General features: G+C 40.2%; 17 protein-coding genes and 2 riboswitches. Of the genes, 4 read left to right on the top strand and 13 right to left on the bottom strand.

Annotated elements, in window-relative coordinates:
• Positions 1 to 50 precede the first annotated feature (50 nt).
• From DFO73_RS09070 to DFO73_RS09060, 3 genes are all read right to left on the bottom strand, one after another.
• Positions 51 to 1,313, bottom strand: a complete 1,263-nt coding sequence (locus DFO73_RS09070) for a PTS ascorbate transporter subunit IIC (RefSeq protein ID WP_110064472.1) — start codon at positions 1,311 to 1,313, stop codon at positions 51 to 53.
• 158 nt (positions 1,314 to 1,471) lie between these two features.
• Entirely contained in the window at positions 1,472 to 1,741 is a 270-nt protein-coding gene (locus DFO73_RS09065) for a PTS sugar transporter subunit IIB (RefSeq protein WP_110064471.1), read from the bottom strand.
• A gap of 13 nt (positions 1,742 to 1,754) precedes the next feature.
• Complete coding sequence (locus DFO73_RS09060) at positions 1,755 to 3,872, bottom strand: BglG family transcription antiterminator (protein WP_110064470.1); 2,118 nt, start codon at positions 3,870 to 3,872, stop codon at positions 1,755 to 1,757.
• A 360-nt stretch (positions 3,873 to 4,232) separates the two neighbouring features.
• On the opposite strand from DFO73_RS09060, the gene DFO73_RS09055 reads away from it, so the two are divergent.
• The gene (locus tag DFO73_RS09055; protein ID WP_110064469.1) at positions 4,233 to 4,493 is read left to right on the top strand and encodes a CGCGG family putative rSAM-modified RiPP protein; all 261 of its coding nucleotides are present in this window, start codon (positions 4,233 to 4,235) and stop codon (positions 4,491 to 4,493) included.
• Between the two features lie 286 nt (positions 4,494 to 4,779).
• On the opposite strand, the gene DFO73_RS09045 is transcribed toward DFO73_RS09055, so the two are convergent.
• Entirely contained in the window at positions 4,780 to 5,211 is a 432-nt protein-coding gene (locus tag DFO73_RS09045) for a VanZ family protein (protein ID WP_142669518.1), read from the bottom strand.
• A gap of 93 nt (positions 5,212 to 5,304) precedes the next feature.
• Positions 5,305 to 5,592 carry a hypothetical protein gene (locus tag DFO73_RS09040; protein ID WP_110064467.1) on the bottom strand — a complete coding sequence of 96 codons (288 nt, stop codon included), beginning with the start codon at positions 5,590 to 5,592 and terminating at the stop codon, positions 5,305 to 5,307.
• A gap of 120 nt (positions 5,593 to 5,712) precedes the next feature.
• Here DFO73_RS09040 and DFO73_RS09035 point away from each other — a divergent pair, with 120 nt between their 5' ends.
• Positions 5,713 to 8,139 (top strand): M14 family zinc carboxypeptidase, encoded by a 2,427-nt coding sequence (locus DFO73_RS09035; RefSeq protein ID WP_110064466.1) that lies wholly within the window; start codon positions 5,713 to 5,715, stop codon positions 8,137 to 8,139.
• Positions 8,140 to 8,164: 25 nt separating this feature from the next.
• Here the strand turns inward: DFO73_RS09035 and DFO73_RS09030 are convergent, their stop codons facing one another.
• Positions 8,165 to 8,359, bottom strand: a complete 195-nt coding sequence (locus DFO73_RS09030; RefSeq protein ID WP_110064465.1) for a hypothetical protein — start codon at positions 8,357 to 8,359, stop codon at positions 8,165 to 8,167.
• A gap of 114 nt (positions 8,360 to 8,473) precedes the next feature.
• On the opposite strand from DFO73_RS09030, the gene DFO73_RS09025 reads away from it, so the two are divergent.
• Positions 8,474 to 9,958: an S-layer homology domain-containing protein gene (locus DFO73_RS09025; RefSeq protein ID WP_110064464.1), complete on the top strand. Its 1,485-nt coding sequence runs from the start codon at positions 8,474 to 8,476 to the stop codon at positions 9,956 to 9,958.
• Positions 9,959 to 9,963: 5 nt separating this feature from the next.
• Positions 9,964 to 10,215 carry a hypothetical protein gene (locus tag DFO73_RS09020; protein WP_142669517.1) on the top strand — a complete coding sequence of 84 codons (252 nt, stop codon included), beginning with the start codon at positions 9,964 to 9,966 and terminating at the stop codon, positions 10,213 to 10,215.
• Between the two features lie 104 nt (positions 10,216 to 10,319).
• Here DFO73_RS09020 and DFO73_RS09015 read toward each other — a convergent pair whose 3' ends face one another.
• The 7 genes from DFO73_RS09015 to DFO73_RS28565 form a co-directional block, all read right to left on the bottom strand.
• Positions 10,320 to 10,565: a hypothetical protein gene (locus DFO73_RS09015; protein WP_142669516.1), complete on the bottom strand. Its 246-nt coding sequence runs from the start codon at positions 10,563 to 10,565 to the stop codon at positions 10,320 to 10,322.
• Positions 10,566 to 10,689: 124 nt separating this feature from the next.
• A riboswitch (cyclic di-GMP riboswitch) is annotated at positions 10,690 to 10,778 on the bottom strand.
• A gap of 132 nt (positions 10,779 to 10,910) precedes the next feature.
• Positions 10,911 to 12,815 (bottom strand): copper amine oxidase N-terminal domain-containing protein, encoded by a 1,905-nt coding sequence (locus tag DFO73_RS09010; protein ID WP_110064461.1) that lies wholly within the window; start codon positions 12,813 to 12,815, stop codon positions 10,911 to 10,913.
• Between the two features lie 184 nt (positions 12,816 to 12,999).
• Positions 13,000 to 17,499, bottom strand: coding sequence for a chitobiase/beta-hexosaminidase C-terminal domain-containing protein (locus tag DFO73_RS09005; RefSeq protein WP_181395971.1), 4,500 nt, complete (start codon positions 17,497 to 17,499; stop codon positions 13,000 to 13,002).
• A 242-nt stretch (positions 17,500 to 17,741) separates the two neighbouring features.
• Entirely contained in the window at positions 17,742 to 18,311 is a 570-nt protein-coding gene (locus tag DFO73_RS09000; protein ID WP_110064460.1) for a 3D domain-containing protein, read from the bottom strand.
• Positions 18,312 to 18,530: 219 nt separating this feature from the next.
• Complete coding sequence (locus DFO73_RS28570) at positions 18,531 to 18,668, bottom strand: hypothetical protein (protein WP_181395970.1); 138 nt, start codon at positions 18,666 to 18,668, stop codon at positions 18,531 to 18,533.
• 22 nt (positions 18,669 to 18,690) lie between these two features.
• A riboswitch (cyclic di-GMP riboswitch) is annotated at positions 18,691 to 18,776 on the bottom strand.
• A gap of 566 nt (positions 18,777 to 19,342) precedes the next feature.
• Positions 19,343 to 19,603, bottom strand: coding sequence for a hypothetical protein (locus tag DFO73_RS08995; protein WP_110064459.1), 261 nt, complete (start codon positions 19,601 to 19,603; stop codon positions 19,343 to 19,345).
• Between the two features lie 419 nt (positions 19,604 to 20,022).
• Positions 20,023 to 20,163 (bottom strand): hypothetical protein, encoded by a 141-nt coding sequence (locus DFO73_RS28565; RefSeq protein ID WP_181395969.1) that lies wholly within the window; start codon positions 20,161 to 20,163, stop codon positions 20,023 to 20,025.
• Positions 20,164 to 20,178: the final 15 nt, after the last annotated feature.

Raw genomic sequence — 20,178 nt, 5'->3', positions numbered from 1 at the left:
AATAAAAAAAGGATTTCACTGTTTAGTGAAATCCCCTTTTGTACTTGATTTTATGAGAATAGCTTAATCAGGAAGCTTAATAGAATGCCGACGATACCAAAGTCAGAGTCCCCAAATGTGGTTCCTTCGAATCCCAGAGAACCTAATACTGGCAGCAATAGTGCAGGCAGGAATGAGATTAATAGACCGTTGGCAAATGCCCCGATCATGGCACCTCTTCTTCCGCCTGTGGCATTGCCGAATACCCCCGCAGCTGCTCCTGTAAAGAAATGAGGAATCAGGCCTGGAACAATAATTTTAAGCCCGAATAAAGGCAGTAAAAACATGGAAAGTAAACCGGCAATGAAGCTGAAAAGGAAACCAATAATAACGGCATTAGGCGCAAAAGGAAATACTGCCGGGCAATCCAATGCCGGCTTTGCGTCCTTCACTACTTTATCAGCAATCCCTTTAAAAGCAGGTACGATTTCCGCGATCAGCATACGTACACCTGCAAGCACGACATACACACCCGCTGCAAAGGTAATGGCCTGCATCAGAGAGAATACCAGGAAGTTTACCCCTCCGCTCAGTTCTGTCTCCACATAGCCTTTCCCGGCAATAGGAGCCACAACCAGGAAAAGAATAGTCATTGTCAGTGACATTGCAACCGACGTATCACGCAGGAAGCCAAGTGATTTAGGAACCTTTATATCTTCAGTCGATTTTGTTTTATCCCCTACACGCTTTCCGATAAACCCTGCAATAAAATAGCCAAATGATCCAAAGTGTCCAACCGCAATGCTATCATTGCCTGTGATTTCACGTACATAAGGCTGAACTAGTGCAGGCAAGAATACCATTAGCAAACCCAGAATAATAGAACCAATGATAATGAGCGGCAGTCCTGTTACCCCGCCTGTTGCAAAAACCGCTGAAATTAAGCACGCCATAAATAAGGTATGATGGCCAGTCAGGAAAATATATTTAAACGGTGTAAAGCGGGCAATCACAATATTCATAACCATCCCGAAAAGCATGATCATAGCTGTTTCTTTGCCAAATGTTTGCTGGGCAATCGCTACAATCGCTTCGTTATTCGGAATGACACCCTGAATATGAAATGCCTTCTCAAACATTTTTCCAAAGATATCAAGCGAACCAATTAAGATGGTTGCTCCTCCGTTCAGGATGAGGAAGCCCATGATTGTTTTTAAAGTACCTGAGATAACATCGGCAATTCCTTTCTTTTGAAGAAGCAAGCCGAACAAGGCGAACAAACCAACCAGGATGGCAGGTGTGCCCAATATATCATTCATGATAAAATCAAACATCTTTACCCCTCCTTTTAAAATAGAACCTTTTCTATCAGTCTCTTTATCTATTTTTGAGAGAAAAATCATTCACACTAAAAGCTTTCTCAAGTTATACTATAATTGTCTTTTTTATTTTTCAGCGGGCGATTTTTCGCCTGCTCTTTTTTATATTTCTATTATGATAAATGTGATTCTAATGCAGCTTTTAGTTCGTTTTGGTCAAGGATATTGGTCAATCCGATAATCGTTCTTGCCCCATCATCCAAAGTTGAAATTAAGTCCTTTGAACCAAGGTAAATATCCGCTTTCTCAGATTTGGCAGTTGTTAAATCTGTATGTGAAACATCCGCTTCTACTCCCAATTGCCCCAACACTGTCTTTACATTCATCTCTACAATAAAGCTGCTTCCAAGTCCATTTCCGCATACAACTAAAATCTTTTTCATTTTTATTTCCTCCTTAGTCTTTTGAATATTGATTAATAATCGCTAAAACTTCTGCTGCTGTATCTGCACTTTGCAGCTTTTCAAGGTTATCCCCATCTGAAAGCATTTTGGAAAGCTGGGATAATGCCTTTAAATGTGTTTCATTATCAATTGCTGCCAGAACAAAGAACAGCGTTACCTGGTGCTCGGGCTTTTCTGAAAAAGAGCAGCTTTCCTTTAATTGCAGGAAGCTCATTCCCAATTTGTTTACACCTGCTTCAGGGCGGGCGTGTGGAAGTGCAATCCCTGGGGCTATGACGATATATGGCCCCATCTCATTTACATTTTTAATCATCGCGTCAATATACCCTTGGCTGATCGATTTATCCTCCAATAATGGCTGCGACGCCTTTTTCAACGCTTCCTGCCAGCTATCTGCTGAATCTGCAAACTGAATTTTATCCGGGGTCAGTACTTCATTTAGCATCGGCTTTTGGTCCACCTCGCTTTTCATTTCTTTACTTGATTGATAGTAGGCCTTTAACTCCTGGATGAGCATGCTTTCATCTTTTATATCAGCATGCTTCCGAATAATGCTCATAAGAGCTTCAATATTTTCTGGTTTAGGCGTCTTTTCAGCGGCTTGAACCTGTTTAAGCAGCGTTTCTTTTTCCGAAGGGTTTAAAATGGGATTGACCACAAAGACCGGAACGTTTTTCTCGGTTACTGGCGTTGTAGAGATGACAAAGTCCAAACCGGCAAGGGATGCTTTTTCATACTCCCGAACGGTGAACACATTTACTACATCCACCAATGGCATGAGATCTTCAATCTGTTTTTGCAGTATTCTTGAAGTGCCGATTCCGCTTGCACAAACTACCATAGCCTTCTTGCGGGCTTCCACTTTCACTCCCTCTTTGTCAATCCATCCTCCAAAGTGCATGGCTATATAGGCCACTTCATCATCGGAAACAGATTTGCCAAGAACATACTCAAAATGATGCACCACTTTTTTTGTAAGGATAAACAGATCCTGATACGAGTCCTGCATGGATTTGGATAGAGGGTTCTCCACCTCAATGCCATATTTGATTCTGAAATAGGCGGGCTTTAGATGAATAAGTAAATTCCGTTCAAGTTCGATCCGGTTTTGAAAAAATACACAGGCGTATTTTTGAAAATCATCCACCATTCGGGAAGCCATTTTCTTTAGATTCCCAAGCTCCTTGTTCTCCATTTCACCTGCTTTATAGTCGCTGATTTTTGCGCTCAGCAAGTAGGTGGCAATATAACAGGCTTCATCTTCAGGAACACTTAAACGGAAACCGCTTCCAATTCTTCGGCAGATAAATTGAGCAGCACTGTACTCTTTTGTTTCTTTAATAACCTCTTTTTCAACGGGATCCATCTTGATATATTTTCCCTGATTAAACCTTCTAATGAGTAAATATAAGTGGGCGCTTAATGTTTCCATTACCTCATCCGTATATTGGACTCCGGAATAGGACTCACTTTCATTCAAAATTCCGTAAATCGTATCCACATCAGAACGCTGGAATAATTCCGGCGGGATTCCATGCTGATCCTGAATCGTCAACTGGACCTCTGATATAAGATCATTCCAGCCTCGATTCATTAAAACCTGTGACAGGAAATAAATAATCACCTTTCGTTTATCCTGTTCTTCACCAGCAATGAAATAGCCAGAGGTTTTATGGAAACTTAATTCAATCTGAAACTGGGCAAGCTGCCTTTTTAAATCCCTTATGTCTGCCAGAAGAGTACTTCTGCTCACACTCAGCTTATCCATGAGATCCTGAAGAAATATCGCTTTTTCACGGGTCAGGATTAAGATAGCTGCCCAGGCAATCCTCTCTTTCGGAGAAAACTCATAACTCGTTTTTTTATCAAATGAACTTAAGATCTGTCTAACCTGCTGCTTTCCTTTCTCACTTAGAAAGAAACCTGCAGCACGCACATAACGAAGTTCTTCCAATTCTTTTTCTTTAAGCCAGCTATTGATTTTTTCCACATCATAATAAACGGTCCGCTTTGAAACATTCAGATCCTCCATGATCTCCTGTGGAGAAACATGTGAGGGCGCATGAACAATTTTCGTCAAAATCGTCATACAGCGATGGTCAAGAATCATGGGGAGCGCTCCCTCCTTTACACGATCCAAAAAATGATTCCAGAGATCATTAATTTGCAAAGATTAGACCTTTAATTAAAAGAAAACTCTGCCTAATACGTATTATACTCATCCTATACACAAAAAGAAGTCCGAATGTTGTGATGCCAACTTTGCAAAAATCAGACCGTTTGGTACCAGGTACCACCCGAATTTTGTCGAATAATTCCCTCTCCAATTTCAATCAAACGTTTGATTGATTTCTTTTTAGTTAGAGAAACTGCTTTTTTGGCGGGGAAGTGAAGCAGCTCACAGGTTCGGGGATTTCCAGCCGATATAATGAAAATAGGAAGCTTGAGCAGTTTTTTTAGGGGGTGACTAATGGAAACGAATTGGTCCATTTCATTGGAACATGGAGAATACGAGAGCAATGTGGAATTGGTCGTAAAGGAAGCCATTGATGCAGTCCGGCAGACGGCGAAAGGATTTTATGTAAACGTTGTGACACCAGCGAACTTCGGCAATCCTGAGGATTATTTAAGTGAAGCCTTGTTGCTCTTCTTCGGAAATAAAATCGATATCAAATATATCGACCAATGCGGCTGTGGAGGGTTTGTACTTAGAGTATGGAAAAGCAAATAAGTGATCTTGCTATTTTCAATAACTATCAGAATTGCCAAGTGATCCTGAATTATTATGAGGATAGCCTTCTAATGAAAAGGGAGGCTTTTCATTATAGCTCACTTGAAATAGGAGGTGCCTGCCTTTTCTTTTATAAAAATAAAGAACACCGTTTTTCCCTTTCATTAAAAGAGTACCCAATAAGGGTTATAGGCAGGGACTTTCAGCACTTTTATGTTTTCACCAATGATAGGAATCGTGTAGAAATATACTTTACAAATTAAAATACCTAGATGGGAAGTCCCTTCTAGGTATCTATTTTCGTTTCATTATTTATCTTCAAAAATCTCCTGCCTAAAACAATAAGCAAAAACGCAGCAAAGATCCCTAAGCTATCAAATCCCACATCAAAGAACCTTCCATCCCTCATAAAAAGCAACTGTAGAAATTCAGTTATCACTGCATATACCATTGAGCTGAGGACATTCAAAAGAGGAAATGGAAAAACCAGATATAAAGCAAGAGTAAAAATAAAGAATACCAGCGCATGACCAGCTTTTCGCAGAAGGAAGGCACTGGATAAACCTGCAGGCAACGGCTCCAACAATTCTTCGATTGGCGGATTCGGTGTCAAATTAAATTGAATACTTTTCGTCTCCACCGCAGTTTCTAAACTGGCCACACAAGTACAGAGAAAAATCATCCCAGCCCAAACAATTAGAAAAACGAACCTTAACAATGCACTTCACACCTTGTTTCCCTGTTAGCAATCTATTTTTTCCAGCCGGTAAGGTACATATGCATAGTATGGAAAAATTTAACATTAAATCAATCAAACGTTTGATTGATTTCCTGCCCTACGGAAAAAAAGCATCCCACAAATGATCTGACCCAATAAGGTTAGAGTTTTAACCGGGCTATTATTCATGCTTATTATTTCAAAAACAGCCAAAGGATTCCAAAGAGAGATTTTAATAGCGATTAGAATTCCGGCACATTTCGAGTTTACAGTTTTTATTTTAAGCATGTAAATAGCCTTGGCCAAGCTTCTATTTATAGAAATTGCGCCTTCCCTCATTCCTTTTATGCCAATTTCAACCACACCAATTGTATAAAACATTACAACAATCCCTTTTTCTTGCCCTCAATTAAAATGCCTCCTCCTTCTAGTACCATTTCATTATTCATCCACCAATAGTTTGCAAGTATAATAGACTCTAGTGATTAAAGGAGGGATTATGTGAAGGTACGGAAATTTATTATTTTCATCTCGATGATGATGGCATTATTTATTTTTAAGCCGGCTGTCGGACAAGCTGCCGATATTGTCAACCCGAAACAGACGTATACATATGAGATGATGGTGCGGGATATTAAGGCTTTAGCCGACCGTTATCCGGATATTATCAAATACAAGTCAATTGGAAATAGCGAGTACGGCAGGCCGATTTATGCAGTATCACTCGGTACGGGAAATGCGAACCTTTTTATCAATGGTTCACATCATGCCCGTGAGTGGATAACGACAAACTTAAGTATGAACATGCTTGAAGAATATGCAAAAATGTATAAGGGCCAGCAGACCTTTGGCGGATTCAATGTCAAAAAGGTACTGGACGAAACAACCATTTGGTTCGTGCCCATGGTTAATCCAGATGGTGTGACCCTGCAGCAGTTTGGGCTTAGCAAGTTTCCTTCAAGTATACATAGCTCATTGATTAAAATGAACGAAGGCAGCACAGATTTTAAAAGATGGAAGGCAAGTGCAAAGGGGATTGACCTGAACCGCCAATATAACGCGGATTGGTCAAATATCCGGAACAATTATCCTTCCCCGAGATGGAGCCACCATAAAGGAACAGCTCCTGAGCAAGCTGCCGAAACGAAAGCCATTGTAAAATTCACAAAGGAAATCAACCCTGACATGGCTATTGCTTACCATACAAGCGGGGAAATTTTATATTGGTACTTCCACCAATCAGGCAGCCGATTTACCCGGGATCAGAACTACGCGAAAAAAATTAGCCAGTATACAGGCTACAGTCTGGTTGCCCCTACCTCGAATCCATCGGGCGGAGGCTATACGGACTGGTTTGTATCTAAATATGGCCGCCCTGGTTTTACACCAGAGCTTGGTACATACGCAGGAAATACACATGTACCACTTTCCCAATTCGATACAATTTGGACGCAAAATAAATATGTCGGACTATACTCAGCTAGCGAAAGCTACAAGCTCTACCTGGCACGAGGCGGACAGCCTAAACCGATAGAAGCAAGAGTTAAAATCGACGGGGTACTCCTCTCTTTACAGCAGCCTGCCCTTTATATAGACGGCCGCGTTTTAGTGCCTGTAAGAGGAGTCTTTGAAAAACTCGGAGCAACCATCCAATGGGTGCAATCAACCAATACCGTTATTGCTAAAAAAGATGATACAACGGTTGAACTAAAGGTTGGATCGAAGACAGCTAAAGTAAATGGTGAAGCAAAAACATTAGATGTTGCTCCAATCATTGTCAATAATACAACCCTCATTCCGCTGCGTTTTGTATCTGAAGCACTTGGAGCACAAATCGGGTGGCACCATGAAACACTTACAGCGCTGATCACTTCGCCAGCGGAGAAAGATGTCACACCTCCTGAAAAACCGGTTGTAAATCCGGTTACAGACATTACTTTATCTGTGACAGGCGGGAGTGAAGCAAACGTAATGGTAGCTGTTAAAAAAGATGGAACTCTTCTCGGCCAATCAAAAGCTGGTGCCGACGGACGCTTTAGCGTTGACATTCCAGCCCAGAAAGCTGAAACCGTTCTAACGATTACAGCCACTGACGCTGCAGGAAACACCAGCACACCCGTACCAGTTACGGTTACGTATACAAGCAACTTTACGGACACAATCGGGCACTGGGCTCAGCAGCAGATTGCTTATTTAAAAGACCAGAACATTACCGGAGGACTTTCTGATGGAAGCTTTGGTGTCAACAGACAAATCTCACGTTCTGAATCTGCAGCGCTTCTTGTGAGGGCCTTAAAACTAGATACAGCTAATATGACTGATCCCAATTTCGAAGATGTGACAAAGGATCACTATTATTACAAATCAATCGCTGCGGTCTATACGCAAGATATTATGGAGGGAATGCCAGGAAACCGATTCTATCCGGATAAGACGTTAACCCGTGCTGAAATGGCTGCCATCCTCGTCAATGCATTTGACCTTAAAAAGAAAAAAGATGTCTCATGGCCTGATGTTAAAAAAGACCATTGGGCAAATGAGGCCATTACGATCCTATCTTCAAATGACTTAATTGAGGGATATCCTGATGGAACCTTCAGGCCTGATACACCAATTAAACGGGCTGAGTTTGCGGCTCTGTTAGTCAGAGTATTAACAATGGAGCCTCAACAGGAAGAGATGCCGAGCGAAGAACCAGCTGATGCGAAAGAGCAAACAGAAGAAAGCAACACTGGTTCCGAAGAATCGGCGGAGCCAGTTATCGGCGAACAGCCAGCGGAATCTGAATCTGCTGAACTATCAGATGAGCCAGCTTCTAATGAAACATCAGAAACAACAATTGATTCACAGGATGAAAATGAAGAAGCAGTTACAGAGAATGAAAATATAGAGCAAACCAACCATTCTTCTGAACCAAATAATAACTAATTAGAAAAGGCGTGATGCTTTGTCATCACGCCTCTTTTTTATTCAATTTACGCTTGCCGGCAGCATTTCCTAATATGGCTGCAAGCAATATACCTATAAGCATAATGGACTTTTCCATGAAATCCAGATAGAAAAATGATGTTAATGAATTATTAATGAACCGCATCAAGATCACAATACCATAAGAAACAAATAAGCCCAGCCACGCTCCTAAAGCCAAAAATCCCCCTATCATTATTTAGTAATTTATTCCACCTGTTGAGTTACCCTCCCCTTTTATTACAATTCTGTTACAATATCAAATGGAAATTAATTCACATCTAAGGAGGCCACTATGAAAAAATTAGTCGTTTTATTTCTTACTGTATCCTTATTTCTTATTCCTATATCCAAAGTCTCTGCATCTCCAGGTGGTACAGATTCCAGTGGTGGGCACACTTGCTGGACAAACTGTGCTCAATATGGACTGGAAACAGGGGAATATCATTACCATGATGCCAATGGAAATATTATAAGAGATAATCCTAAGCCTCAGCCTGGTCTTTTTACTGACACAGGAGGCCACTGGGCAGAAGCAAATATTAACCTTTTATATGAGCTAGGGTTAGTAGGCGGATACAGCGATGGTTCATTTGGTGTTAAAAAGAGTATAACTCGTGCCGAAGTTGCAGTTATCATTACCCGGCACTTAGATCTGCCTACTGCAAGACCTTCGTTCACTGATGTAACTTCAAAGCATTGGGCATACACATCTATTGGTGCTGTTGCAAAAGCAGATATTATGGGCGGATACAGCGGCGGAAGTTTTAAACCGAATGCTGCCATTACAAGAGCCGAGCTAGCTGCGATGCTAGTTAGAGCATACGACCTAACTGGAAAAAGCAGCATTTCATTTAAAGATGTTTCAACTAAACACTGGGCTTATGGCGTCATTCAAGTGTTGGTTCATAATGATATAACGGGCGGATATCCAGACAACACTTTTAGGCCAAACTCTAATGTAAACCGGGCAGAATTTGCTTCTTTCCTGGCTAGAATAATTAGAAACTATGATGTAAACATTGCCGGCGGTGAAATCACCGCCCATTTTATTAATGTCGGGCAAGGCGATAGCATCTTGCTGGAAACCCCTAATGGAAAGAATGTATTAATCGACGGCGGAAACAGATATGCAGGCGATGAAGTGATAGACTATTTAGCCAAGGAAGGCATCAATTCTATTGATGTCATGGTTGCTACTCACCCAGATGCTGACCACATTGGCGGCCTTATCGAAGTTTTAAAGAAGGTTCCTGTAAAAAAAGTGCTGGATAGCGGAAAAGTTCATACTACGCAAACCTATACAGACTATTTAACATTAATTGACCAAAAAGATATCCCAATGGAAATCCCATCTAAAGGGGAATTTTTAAACATTGATGAAGATCTTGTTGTTCAAGTGTTAAATTCCACCTATTCAAGTTCAGATTTAAATGAATCCTCTGTTGTATTAAAAGTGGTCCATGAAGACGTTAGCTTCTTGTTAACTGGAGATGCAACAATGGAGAACGAAGCGAATATGACCCTACAATACAATGTTTCTGCAGATATACTAAAAGCTGGCCATCATGGTTCCAGCACTTCAACTTCTTCAAGCTTCCTGAATAAAGTCCAGCCTTCCATTACCATACTTTCATATGGAGACAATTCATATGGCCATCCAAACTCCGAAGTTGTACTAAGATTAAAATCAATAGGTTCCAAAATATTCAGTACTTACAATGATGGAAATATTATTGTGGAATCAACTGAAAATGGGTTCACTGTTGAGGAGGGATGATCGAGTTGGAAAAATACACTGTTGATGCAATAGAGGGGGAAAATGTTATTTTATTACCGAGCAAGAATGAATGTGACAGAGTAGTCGTTTCAATTAAGCAATTTTCTTTATACCTGTCAGATGGAGATATGATTGAAGCAAATATTAATAACGAGGGCAAAGTGATTGAATACAAGTTATTAACTGATGAAACAAAAGATGCTTGTGAAAAAAATCAGGCGCTGCTTAATAAGATATTAAATAAACGCAAGGAATAGAGATTCGATGTTAAAAGCCCTCTCGCATGAGCAGGGCTCCATTTGTTATAAAAAGACCAACCCACTCACTGCAAATTGTCTCCTAATTGCTGTGTTTCCGTGTATTAATTATAAGCTGATATGGAACTATCTGTTCCATCCGCATCAATAAATTGATGGTTCACTTTTGTACACGCACATTCCAGGTTATTCAAGCATTCCTTCTTGATTTTTTCATCGCAAATAAAATCAAATAACAATTCTCTTTCCAGCTTATCTGCAATTTCCCGTAAAGAATTTGCCTCTTGGCGGGAAAGAGAATGAATAATTTCTCTTTCAAAGTATTCGACCGATCCGTAATAAACCTTCAATTTTATCCACGCCTTTCCAATTTTTACAATTCTGAAAACTAAAAGTAAAAAACCCGCCAACGCCCGGCAGAGTTTGAATGTTATTAATAGCTATACCCCATAAAAAGACATGTACTCCCGACATTTTGGCAGCCCGACGATCTTAGCCATATATATGACCTTAGACTCATGGCTTTGCGTCCTTATTTTTCAATAAGTTTGCCTTTTTCAATTTTCATACAAATATCATATAACTATAGTAATATATTTTCAACAATTTTCGCTAGTTTTCTCCAAATATCGATGCAAAAGGACTATTTTACCCCAAAAAAAGACCGGCAAAAATTTGCCGGTTCTCCTTTTTTATCATTTGGCCTCCACATAAATCGCAGCTGGCAGGCTGGCTCCCCCGGCATGCATGATTTCAAGGCTAATCATTTCCTCAGCACCTGTAACAGTGTAAGCTGGGAGTTCTGCATACTCCGTGAAAGGCTTAAGGGTTGGGATCAAATGGACGTTTCCATTCATTTTCACCGCTCCGCTATATAGTCCCCCTCTGCCTGCTATTTTAAGCTTGATTGTTTTAGCTTTACCAGTTGGGTTGATGATTGGGATATTCACCTTATAATTCATACCAAAGTGGCCTGAATTTCCAACTGAGCCATTGACCTTAGATAATGAATTCTCTTCGCTTAGGAAGTGATCCGTATTTCCGTTAGATATGTTATAGCCAACTTCCGGTGAGCCAACTGTATAGGCAGGCAGATTTGCCCGAATTTCAGCATTTGGCCATGCTCCTCTCGGATGTGCAGCATATGGATCAATCGGAACTTGTTCTGAGTGGATGCTTGTTAAGTCTGTATCATTTGTTGTCAATACAGTTCGAATTGTGTATTCACCGTTTCCTCCGTTTATGGAGCGAATATCAACATCCTGCAAAAAGCCGATAATATAGTTAGGATGCAATTCGTATGTTTCAATGACTTTTGTTTCACCAGGCTGTATAACAATCCCTTTACTCTCTGAATCATTTAGCTTGTCATTCAGAACTTTATCAGCAATTGGAAGACCAATATCATAATTAATCCAGCTGTTTCCGCTCGTTTTAACATAACCTTTAGAGCCTGTAACCTCCAAGCTATTGCTTCTTGAAATATTTTGAATGGTAATCCCAATCTTCGCTTCTTTTCCAAGCTTATTGAGGTGCCATCCAAAAATCCGGTGTTCGTTAACTGAATCTGCTGAATTTACATTGTGCTGAGAGAGCGTGGCTGCAGGATTCGGAACGAGGGCAGGTGTAACTCTTTCCGGATTATCGCTTACAAGCATGTCACGAGAGCCTTCTAAACTTGCATTAGGCACATAAGCAGGGCGAGTGGTTGAACCAACCGTTTTCTCAAGAAAATCGCTTGTAAACATATAATGATAAAGATAGATATACATTGCCTTTTTATCAGTAAGGATACGCAGATTGCCTCCCAGTGCATTTACGATAAAATGGACAGGGACATACATTTTTCCCGATTGAATAAACGGCTTTTCTTCGATCTGTACCGGTTCCTGATTCACCAAAACGTTCTGGCTTCCGTTTGAAAAAACAAAGTTCAAACCGGCTATCTGAAATTCTAACTGGCTATCCGATACCCAATTTGCAGTAGTGTTCTCCAGGTTTTCATAAAAATAATTAGCAGGTATATAGGTTCTTCCACCTCTGATGATTAAAGGATCTTCCATAATGATTCTTTTATTATTCATATGTAGCACGTATGGATCTTCTTGTGGACTTGTGGTTGGAGCTTCTTGGTGATTTAGTGTTATTTCAACCGTTTGTTCACCCTGGTTCCAATAAACCTTTCCATCAAGGTTTTCACTCACAAAGCGCAGCGGAACGTAAGTCCTGTATTTGTACATAAGAGGAGCTACGTTCATAGTAACCTTCTTATCATTTACTCTAGCAATAGCAGAGTTTATGGTAAGATCTACTCTTTTTCCATTTCTAACGGCACTTGCTGTTTGATTCTTTTTATCCCAATAAACCTCTGCATCTATCGCTTCATACAAATCTCTCATTGGCAAAAGCAAGTGCCCGGCCTTATTAAGAATAGGGTCTTTAAATACAGCCTTCTTGCCATCAATCTCAATGGTCACTCCTTTTTTAATGTATAGGCCTTTTCCGATCAGTGTTGCAGCCGAAACACTCGCTGAGCCCGCTGATAAAAGGGAACTTAGAGCAACTGCAACAACAGCTAAAACTCTTAATCTTGCAAACATTTTTCCACTCCTTACAAATAACGACAGGCTTCTTGTTATCCTGCCCCTCATTTTCGACAATAATACAATTTTACTATAATTAGGAAGAATTTTGTAATAAATGTGCGTTTTGGTTGAAATTAATAATAATATAATAGAAAAAAAAGGATGGAAATCCTTTTCGATTTCCATCCTTCATAGCTTATTAGCTTGCATGCTCCCAAATCATTTCCGCCCATTCCGGGTGATCAATGAACGGATTGCGGTTATGCTGCCATTTTTCAAAAATGATGTCGTTACGGTGGCGTTCAAATTCGTCAACGGGATCCTGCTCATGCCACTCTAGCAGTGTAGAAAGCTTTCCGTGGTAAGGATTTGACCCATTATTCAGCAGTTCGTTTAATTCCAGGTCCACTTCCCCGTTGCCTTCATAGCGGACAGCCATGTAAAAGAGCATTCTCGCAACGTCGCCTTTTACTCTATCCGGTGGCTCCCAAGAGTTGGCGGTTTTATAGCAGCCATCACATCCGCTGACTGCTGTTCCGCCGTTATCAAAATCAAGGTTACCGCGGGCACTATTGATTTTCACATCAGTAGGACGCAAATGATGCACATCTGTACCAGGTCCCATGCTGGTTCCAAAACCGCCATGGGATTTTGCCCAAACATGCTCGCGGTTCCAATCACCGACATTACCGCCGTTAAGGTTCTCTGAGCGGGATTCTCCTGTGTAGAAAAGAATGACATTGTCAGGATTAGCCGGGTCTTCATCGGTTTCCTTTAATGCGTCCCAAACATCGCTATATGAAATAACTGTCTGTTCGGAAATGATGTTGTGAAGCGCTGCTTTTAACTCTTCACCCGTTTTTCCGGAAGCATCTTCATAATAGCCATCGAGCTGTTCAGCTTCTTCTACTGTCAGGGAAAAGCGGACAGTCACTTCGCCGCCATTCCCGTCATTTGCAGTTACTGCAATTAGTAATGTTTGTGGAGTCTCTGTCGGAAGCGTCAGGATTGAACTATTTACAGCTCCGATTGTTGCAGTATAAGTTAATGCATCTCCATCGGGGTCAGAGAAGTATTCGTTTAAATCAAGTGAAACTTGCTCGCCCGTTTTCGCGTTGATATTTTCGATCGTTTTTGTGGGAACAGGTGCCTGGTTTACCTTTGGCTCAAAAGGAGAATGCATGGCATTTCCTTTTGAGTCAGTAAATTTGATAAGGGAAGCATCTGCTTTCTTGCCGATTGTCCACTTCTGGACATTCTCCGCCCCGCGGATTTCCTCGACTTTATCGCTTTCAATCATGACTTCTTTAATCTCTGCCCCTGAAAGGTCGACAATCGCACCTTTGTTTGCTGAGCTGATGACAACTCTTGTATTTTTCAGGCCTTCACCTTTTAAGGTTGCTGATTTTTTCAGCCAGAGCCCTTCTGTTAAGGTTGATGGTGCATCCATAGTGACCAGTGCATTATGAGGTCCTACTACATACTTTTTCGCATGGTAGTCTACCAGATTAAATACATGATCATACTTTGGCTCTTCTGGTTCCGCTTGCTCTTTTAGGCTAGTTTGAATCATGACTGGGTCATGGTCACTCGCTCGGCCATGCTCTTCCATAAAGCCCGAATTAATATGAAGAATATCAACTGTTGTTCTGTCTGCCAGGTTGTTGGATACTAAAATATGATCCAGCACCTGGGCATTTCCTTGGTAGGAATAAGAATAGCGTTGGTCTGCTGGCACTTTTTCGATCATGTTCGTTAATTCCTCACCCTTTAATGTTTGTAAAGGATTGGAGAACTCAAAATCATTAAAGTCGCCAAGCAATACGATGTTGGCATTCGGATCTTTTTCTTTCACGTCTTTAACAAAGCCATTAATTACGTTAGCAATCTTCATACGCTGAATTTCGCTATTTAACACCGGCGGCTGGACTTTCCCGAATAACGGTAGGTCTCCGCCTTTGGAGTTAAAATGGTTAGCGATAACAATGACGCTTTTACCATTGAACTCAAACTGTGCTGCCAATGATTTACGGCTGTCTTCAAAAGCTTCGTTGGTTGGATCGATGCGGCCTGGGTTTAAAGTCAGCTTGCCTTCTTCAAATCCAACAGCATCAATGGCAGAACCTTTTTCGCCTTCCATCAAGGATACGCGTTCAGCGTTATAAAGAAAGCCGACACGGATATTTCCGCCAGGCTGCCCGCCATCCATTTTATCGATTGGAGCGATATCGGTATACGTATATTCCGGTCCGCCCAGCTCAATTATTTTTTGGATGAGCAGCTCTGCGCTTTGGCTGGCGTCAGTTGTAGCACTGTCAGTTGGACCGTCATTATCCTGGACTTCTGTCAGTCCGATAATATCAGGCTGCTTCATGTTCTTGACAATCGCTTCTGCTAATCTAGCAACCTTCTCGGCATCTACTTTTGGAGAGAAGTTCTCAACATTATAAGAAGCAATGGTGAGTTTATCTTCTTCAGGAGAAATGATTGTATCCTCGCGAACAACTTTACCTTCCACGAGTTCTGGCAAAGCTGCTGCATCGCTTAATACTTTATAGTTGCTGAAGCCATAGCTTACAACTCCCTGGATGGGTCCTGCGAAGCTGTCGCCCATTTTAGCCACAAAGTTTTCATTGTTCATATCAATATGGATTCTTTCTGGGTTAAAATCGTCTTCAGTAATGCGCAGTCCGCCATCTGCAGTGTTCGTTGGGACATCTCCTGGTACAACTGCAAGCTCACCATACTTTTGAGGTGCCACTACTTTTGGATTGTTTATTTGAACTAACATTCCTTCCAGGCTTTCATAGAAATCGATGCCATCTTCTGCTGGGTCAAACTCAAAGAAGCTGTCATTATCGATGACCACGGTTGGAAGGTTGTCCTTATCAATTATAACTGGGGCAGGAAGCTCTCCAGTTCCTGTTTTGGAAACAGAGTTTGCACTGATTTCTGTTACAGGCAAATCTGTTTCTTTCTTTTCCGAATAGCCATCAAGCACCCATTCTTTTACCTGCCCATTAACAGAAACAACGTCTCCCGCTGTTAAACCGTGCTTACTTTTATAAACTAAGATTCCTTCTGAGGTTTTAGGATCATTATCAGACTCTTGATCCTGCATGTAGAAGTTATTGTTATCTACCACTTTCGTGATGATCCCCTCTACATCGGTTACATTAAAACCGTCATATACTGAATAGTGTCCCGCACCTTGAATGTCATGGATACGGACATCTTCTTTTTGAATAATATAATTGAATACAGATATTTTGCTGTTTGTTAAGCCTTCTTTTACTGCTAGCGCTTTAAGCGCAGTATCTTTATTGATTGTGATCGGCGTGGTATAAACCGTACTGGCTGAAGTTGGTTCAGAACCATCTGTAGTATAGTAGATCGTTGCACCTTCAGTTAAGGTCGACAGACGGACTTGATCGCCTGACTGTACAAAACCTGAACCTGGTGTTGCCGCTACCTGCTGGACTTTGGTGGAATCAGCAATGACATCAGATGCATTGCGCGGGATTAGCTGGTAAGTCCCATTATAGACACCTAAAACCCCAGTGATGGAATCATAGCTTGTGTCTACAGTTAGCAGGGAAGAATCACTTGGCCTAATTTGGAAGGAAACACCTTCTTCATCAACCGCTGTATAATTTCCGCCGCTAAATGATTGTACGGATACCTTTTCAATTTTCACTAGCGTTGCCTCTTTGCTTTCGTCAAGCTGGCCGGCTGTAAGGACTTCCGGTTCAGGTATATCAGCTGTTTCGATTACATTCACGTCTTCAGCTTGTACCTCTATTTCCAAAAGAGTTGCATATTCTGTCAATTTACCAGATGCTCTCACAACATCACCAGGCTGAACATTAAGGCGCGGCCCGTATAATACGATTCCTGCTGTTTCATCCTGTATGTAGGTAGAAGAACCTAATACCGCTGTTACCACACCTTTTGTAAGGACTGTGCCTTCATGCGGCAGAGGCAGCGCACGTAATTCGGCAATTGTTTGTTCCTGAGCAATGCTATATTCAAAGGTTGATATTTCGCTATTATCCAGGCCGCTTTTTACAGCGAAGGCTTTGATTGTTGTACCCTCATTGATCACGATTGGTTCTAAATACTCAGAGCTTGTTGTAGTGGGTTCAGAACCATCAGTAGTGTAATAGATCGCAGCATCTTCCGTGGAAGTTGAAAGAGTAACTTCTGTACCACTTTGAACCGCCCCTGCTTCAGGAGAGGCTTTGACTGCTGAAACCTGTGTTGGATCAGTTTCTTCTACAAAGGTGTAGACTGTCGGACTCTTCAAACCTGGAACTGTAAAGTAAGCTTCAAGGTTCCCAGTAATTTGAACTTTCTTCCCCAGATTCTCTGAATTATCAACCAAATTTATACCTGTTCTGATAGGACCGCTTGGCAGTTGAACAGGCATAATCTTACTGGGATCTGTCTCAGTTGCAGAGTCTGCAATCGCAATATTCGTTGCAACCGTAAACGGCCCCTCATGTTTATAATTAGATGTAGAAGTTGTTGTTCCGACAATATATCCCTCAACCGTGGCAGTACCGCTATTATTCGCAATAGCCTCTGCAACCGTTATGGCCCCTTCTGCATGAGCAGAAGAAAACGGAACAAAAAGACTAAGGATTAAGGTAAAAATAGACACAAGGCTGAACATCTTTTTCTGACGTCTTCCTATCATAATATCCTCTCCAGTTTCTAGTATTTGAAACGTTTACATGATACTCCAATATTAGTAAAACACTCCTCTATTACCGGCACAATTCAATTTTTGTAAATATTATGTCAATACACAAAAATGAGATAATAGTCCTTCCAAAAATATAGGTCTTTAGGGTACCAGGTACCACCCGAATTTTGTCGAATAAGCCTGACACCATAAAAAAAGAGAATCTCCCTCTCAGGAGATTCTCTTTTGTTCTATTATTTATATACTTTAATTGTTACGGTTTTGCTTCCCCATTGAAGAGCTTTTTGTTTGTTTGGGATGAAGACGTCTATTTTGTTTCCTTTTACTGCAGAACCTTTATCGCCTGCAATTGCTTCTCCGTAACCAGGTACGTATACTTTGGATCCAAGTGGAATAACCTTTGGATCTACTGAGATTACTTTAGCATTGGGGTTCTTTTTTAAGTTAATCCCTGTGTAAGTAATCCCGCTGCAGCCTTTACAGCTTGCAGTGTAAGCTGTGGCTTTCACAGTGATTTCTTTATACGCGCGAGCCTTCTGTGTTGTTTTTGAAGCTTTCGCAGCAGTTGATGTTTTTACAGCTGTAGAAGATATTTTTAATACCTGTTTAGGTTTAATCGTATTTGAAGTCAGTTTATTCCAAGATTTTAGTTGTTGAACAGTTACTTTATTCTTTTTAGCAATTGCCCAAAGCGTATCGCCTGATTTTACTGTATATGTCGAATTTCCAGCGGCTGAAGTGACATTTGAAAATCCCAATGATAGAAAAACAGCAACAGTTAGATAGATTAGTATTTTCTTCAAAATGTATCTCCTTTATGTCCCTTGATAGGAACATCTTAACAGAGGAACATAACAGGAAGGTTTCAATAAACTACTTTTTATATTACAAAATCATTCAATTTTAATATTTTTGTAATAAAAGGATAGTAAAAAGCTCGATTCTCTCTCTATATATAAAAAGTAACATCCTCCACTGGATGTTACTTTGAAAGAATTATGTAGTCATACTAGACCCAATTATCAAATTTGATTTGCTAAAACCGTTACGAATGCACTGATCAAACATACAAGGATTGGTAAAGAAATATAAAGCAGCTTCCTTTTTAACTCTTTCTTTCTCGCCATTTCCTCCGGTGTAACCCAAGTGTGATTTGACATCAAATATTCTCCTTTACTTTTTGATGGCAGCTGGCTGGCTTTATCTTTTAGATAGAGGCCCCTGTAGCTTTGCGTCATTACTTTTCAGTAATTTTGCCCTTGAAAATAATATCGGATGGAAAATGAAAATTCTAAAGGGCCTTTAATCAATCAAGAATATTCCGAAAAATCAAGCAACCAACTTACTCCAAAATAGGAATACCCACATCTAACCCCAGCTAAACAAAAACTATCAAAATAAGGAAAATAGTCACCTCATCTATTTCTAGTTTAGTAAAAAAGAAGGGTGGTACCAGGTACCACCCGAATTTTGTCGAATCAAAACTAGATATTTGTGTTAAAAGATCTAAAAGCCAATTTGCATGTAAATTAATTATGGAGGCGGAGAATGTTATTTATGGTGGGAATCAGTTCAAAAAGATATCAACACCAAACTCGATATACTAAATTCACTGAAAGGTAATAATGCCGAAATTTAACCAGGCTAAATCTCTATATGTAAAGTTTCTTCAAGAATCCAAAGAGCTAAAAGATTATTTTCGCTATCGTGCAGCCGTTAAGGGAATTGAATTTTTAGCAAATGAAATAAATCAATAGAAACAAAATTCAAAAGAGCTGGGATACGAATCCAAGCTCTTTTTGCATTACTCGACTAATCTAAATACCATCTTCCCTTACATGCAGATGTTAGCCTGCCACCTTCCAGTTTTGCTTTCATGCGTTACAACAACTTCATCCCTGCATGAACAGCCACTAATTTCAAATGTTAAAAAGAAATGCATACTAGGCCAAAGAACTTCATCATTAACTTGACGCAAACGGGAGTGAAATTCCGATTTATAAACTTCAAATTCCCATACTGATGCTCCAAATCTTTTGTGGCCGTTTTGATCATTCTTTTTTCGCCTGCTTTTATATAAATCAATCAAGGTCATTCAAAATAGATCCATACAAAAATGGAAGAGCCTAAAAATAAAGTAAGTTCATATGTTATTTTACACACCATTTACTTTCTATTTTTATCTTTAATATAGAGAAAAGAAAAGCATAAAAAAAAGAGCACCCCCAGATAACTGAGAGTGCTAAAAGGAAATAAGATTTATGGCTTACCAACCTAAATCTATTAACAACATTTTAATAGGATTATCACTATCAGTCGACTGAAAATGGATTCATTTTGCTTTCATCAATACTATAGATAATTTGTCTCACGTTTCTTCATTAATACTCTATTTCAGGAAAATTGTGCAAAAAAATTAACAAAAAATTAACTACACTTCAATAAATATCCAGTAAACATATAATCTAAAACGACTATATAAAAAACAAACATGCCCAAACTTTAAAAACGTTTTTAAGAAGTTTCCTTCCATACTAGCCCTAATTTTTCTTTTAATTCATTAATAAAAGCTATTTCCGTAACGTCATGGTTTTTTTGGCCTTTCTCATATGCCTCTAATAGAATACGGAAAAATGCTTCCTGTTCCTTTGTCATAGCAAGTTACCTTCC

This window comes from Cytobacillus oceanisediminis (assembly GCF_003182355.1).
In the GTDB taxonomy this organism is placed as follows: domain Bacteria; phylum Bacillota; class Bacilli; order Bacillales; family Cytobacillaceae; genus Cytobacillus; species Cytobacillus oceanisediminis_A.
Note: the sequence above shows the minus strand (reverse complement) of the source record. Positions and strands in the feature narration are given on the sequence as shown.

Excerpts from the sequence above, each read along its gene's own strand:
- DFO73_RS28570 (WP_181395970.1), bottom strand. The coding sequence starts at position 18,668 with ATGTCAAATCACACTTGGGTTACACCGGAGGAAATGGCGAGAAAGAAA.
- DFO73_RS09010 (WP_110064461.1), bottom strand. The coding sequence starts at position 12,815 with ATGTTTGCAAGATTAAGAGTTTTAGCTGTTGTTGCAGTTGCTCTAAGT.
- DFO73_RS09005 (WP_181395971.1), bottom strand. The coding sequence starts at position 17,499 with ATGATAGGAAGACGTCAGAAAAAGATGTTCAGCCTTGTGTCTATTTTT.
- DFO73_RS09055 (WP_110064469.1), top strand. The coding sequence starts at position 4,233 with ATGGAAACGAATTGGTCCATTTCATTGGAACATGGAGAATACGAGAGC.
- DFO73_RS09065 (WP_110064471.1), bottom strand. The coding sequence starts at position 1,741 with ATGAAAAAGATTTTAGTTGTATGCGGAAATGGACTTGGAAGCAGCTTT.
- DFO73_RS09060 (WP_110064470.1), bottom strand. The coding sequence starts at position 3,872 with ATGATTCTTGACCATCGCTGTATGACGATTTTGACGAAAATTGTTCAT.
- DFO73_RS09040 (WP_110064467.1), bottom strand. The coding sequence starts at position 5,592 with ATGTTTTATACAATTGGTGTGGTTGAAATTGGCATAAAAGGAATGAGG.
- DFO73_RS28565 (WP_181395969.1), bottom strand. The coding sequence starts at position 20,163 with ATGACAAAGGAACAGGAAGCATTTTTCCGTATTCTATTAGAGGCATAT.
- DFO73_RS08995 (WP_110064459.1), bottom strand. The coding sequence starts at position 19,603 with ATGACCTTGATTGATTTATATAAAAGCAGGCGAAAAAAGAATGATCAA.
- DFO73_RS09070 (WP_110064472.1), bottom strand. The coding sequence starts at position 1,313 with ATGTTTGATTTTATCATGAATGATATATTGGGCACACCTGCCATCCTG.
- DFO73_RS09025 (WP_110064464.1), top strand. The coding sequence starts at position 8,474 with ATGAAAAAATTAGTCGTTTTATTTCTTACTGTATCCTTATTTCTTATT.